Annotated in this window: 4 protein-coding genes; 3 read left to right on the top strand and 1 reads right to left on the bottom strand. The window is 44.6% G+C overall.

What is annotated here, in order from left to right; genetic code table 11:
- The first annotated feature begins 24 nt into the window (after positions 1-24).
- From ELS82_RS24045 to ELS82_RS24035, 3 genes are all read left to right on the top strand, one after another.
- The gene (locus ELS82_RS24045) at positions 25-600 is read left to right on the top strand and encodes an NADPH-dependent FMN reductase (RefSeq protein WP_134837659.1); all 576 of its coding nucleotides are present in this window, start codon (positions 25-27) and stop codon (positions 598-600) included.
- 244 nt (positions 601-844) lie between these two features.
- Positions 845-1,102 carry a type II toxin-antitoxin system Phd/YefM family antitoxin gene (locus tag ELS82_RS24040; RefSeq protein ID WP_134837658.1) on the top strand — a complete coding sequence of 86 codons (258 nt, stop codon included), beginning with the start codon at positions 845-847 and terminating at the stop codon, positions 1,100-1,102.
- Positions 1,090-1,392 (top strand): type II toxin-antitoxin system RelE/ParE family toxin, encoded by a 303-nt coding sequence (locus ELS82_RS24035; protein WP_134837657.1) that lies wholly within the window; start codon positions 1,090-1,092, stop codon positions 1,390-1,392. The genes ELS82_RS24040 and ELS82_RS24035 overlap by 13 nt, the downstream gene beginning before the upstream one ends.
- A 206-nt stretch (positions 1,393-1,598) precedes the next feature.
- Here the strand turns inward: ELS82_RS24035 and ELS82_RS24025 are convergent.
- A partial coding sequence (locus ELS82_RS24025) for a DUF7146 domain-containing protein (protein WP_208733282.1) occupies positions 1,599-2,787 on the bottom strand: 1,189 nt, incomplete at its 5' end.

Raw genomic sequence — 2,787 nt, 5'->3', positions numbered from 1 at the left:
CGTTAGCATTCGACAGGAGATAACATGTACATTTTGGTAGTAAGTTCGAGCTTGGATCCAAATAGTCGAAGTCGTCAAATCGCTAAGCTATGTATTGACGAACTACAATCGTTGGATAGACAAGTTAAATTTGTTGATTTGGCGGAACTTRATGTGCCAAATTTTGACAACGACAAAATATATCAKACGGAACAATATAAGGCGTTACATAAGTTRACGTCTSAGGCGAGTGGTATTGTTTTATGCAGCCCAATTTATAACTGGGGATGTTGTTCTGAGTTAAAGAAATACATTGAATATGTKGGGTCTACACCTCCTGATGGTAGCTTAACTGGCGCACTCTTCGATAAAGTGGTGACGTTTGTAACCTCAGCGGGGCTACCTCATAGTTACATGGCTGATTCTGCGCTCTCGACGTCACTAAGCATTGATTTCAAGTGTRTTATCAATCCTTACAACTTGTATGTTCATAATCGTCACTGGGTCAATGATACCCTTTCGGATGAAAGGCTACCCAGGCTTGAAAAATCTATGAAAGTAATGGATGAGCTCTGTAGTTTATTGAGTGCAAGAACATATAAGTCTGGGTGGGAACTGTAATGCTAACAAGGTTTAAGCGTCGTGTTAACATGGATTCCACTAAGCCGACAAATCGATGGAAACCATAGATGTCGCATAATGAGTCATGAATAGTCATCGGCTTCCGAACAAAATGCATTGCGAAATAATATTCGTGATTTGCTTAACCATGGCCGAAAACAGAGTGTGCAAGCTGTCCATGCGGCTTGCTATACTAAAAGTGATAGAATAGTATCACTTTTACTAGTGTTATGGAGTCTCGTACATGAAAGTTGAACTAGTTACCTCGCTTAAGCGTCAAGCCACCAAAATCTTGGCCGATCTGCACGATACCAAAGAGCCTGTGTTGATCACCGAGCATGGCAAACCGTCTGCGTACCTGGTCAATGTYGAGGACTATGAGTTCATGCAAMACCGTTTGGCGATCTTAGAAGGTATCGCACGCGGAGAACGTGCTCTGGCCAACGGCGACACGTTCAGTCACGAAGAAGCCAAGGAAAAGATGGCGAAATGGCTGAAATAGTTTGGACGGGGCCAGCCTTAGCGGATCTGAACGACATTGCCGAGTACATAGCCCTCGACAATGCYGTTGCTGCTAAACAATGGGTGAACACCGTCTTCACCAAAGTCGACCGTCTCMAAACCTTTCCAGAATCTGGCCGCATTCCGCCCGAGCTTGAATACCTCAGTTACCGTGAGGTGATCGTCGAACCATGCCGCATATTCTATAAAGTCGAAGGCGATAAGGCCKTCATTTTAAACGTGATGCGCGYCGAGCAAGACTTRCGCCGATTTCTGTTAAGCAGACAATAACYAGGCAAGACCTTCCAGGCGTCACTTAAATTTGGCCAGTACCCAAGGCCTCAACACGACGAMTACCACGAAACGGCGGCAAATTTGGCACCGGTGGYGGAGGGCACGGGTTATTCAATCGTCCGTACAGTTTTACCCGCTGACGGTGTTCATTGCGCCAATAGACAAAATTCTCCAGATCTTTGGGACTGAATGGCTACCTCTTTCTATCGATCTAMCCCCCGGTCTAGATCGGATTCTCTGTCTGAGTTGAGATTTTTATCAAAGTCCAGCGTTCTTTGTCGTGCTCCTTCTTTTCTGTCAGAGTGCTCAAGCTCTTGGCTCGCCTTGTCCTGCTTATAAGAGGCAAGGACATGATCAGAGTGATGATGGTGAATTGGGSTTGCTTCGGTCTGTTCTAAGACATCATGTCTTAACGCCTTCTCTTTACCTTCGAATTCCTGAACGCAGTCCGTTATTTGCTTGAGCATATCTTCTTCGGTCACAAAGTGGAKGCTCGATGGGGAGAACTTCTCGACGATTTTCTCTATGTTGTTGGCRTTGATGGCTAAGTTTTGATTGGTTAAAACGATAATGACGTTTTGTCTGATCTCGTCAGGCGAGATATTTTGAATGTCATTTTTGTGGTTTACATTGATGATGTCATAGTTGCCCTGGCTGTGTTCATTAATCAAAAACGATTGCTCAATGCCGGTGCTGATAATCGTGGTGTTTAAATCTTGCCCTTGATTGAACATCGTCAGGTGTTTTGATTTTTTCCCYAATACCCTTGGGTTCACTTCCATATCATCGGCTTTATTGGCTTGATGATCGAGATAGGTAATTTCAATCGCACGGGTTTCCCCTTGTTTATCATGAATGTTGGTGAGTATGGCAGGGTGGAACGCGGTATCTTCTGAAGAATAGACCGCGGGATGAAAACGCACATTGTCATTGTGCGCTTCTTTGATGCCTAATTTGTTCAGGTATCGCTCCGTTAAAGTCCCTTTGAGCGCTTGACTCTCATGTAAGTAATCTTTCGCTCTTTGCTCAAATTGAGCGATGTGTTTTGGCGTGCTATTCATAAGCTTGTCGTGCTCCTTGTTGATCGTAATGTGATACTGCTCAGGATGGGTTAACAGGTTGTGGGCTTCCGTCATGGCTTCTTTATAGCTGATGCCTTTCTGGCTCATCATTAGGTTAATCAGCGAGCCTTTTTCTCCGGTGGTGTAATCTTTAAAATACCCGCGATACACCCCGGTTAAGGTCACTTGTAAGGCGCACTTACCCGTCCCAAAGGTTAAATAGTCTCTGTTGGACTTAGAGGTGTTTGGTTGTCCCAATAAATGAATCGCTAAGCTTTCGGTGTATTTCGGCAGCTCCGCATTAATGTGCTCTCTAAAGATGTGGTAGTCG

It is taken from the genome of Vibrio ouci, from assembly GCF_004551525.1.
In the GTDB taxonomy this organism is placed as follows: Bacteria; Pseudomonadota; Gammaproteobacteria; order Enterobacterales; family Vibrionaceae; genus Vibrio; species Vibrio ouci.
This window is presented reverse-complemented; position numbering and strand designations above follow the sequence as displayed.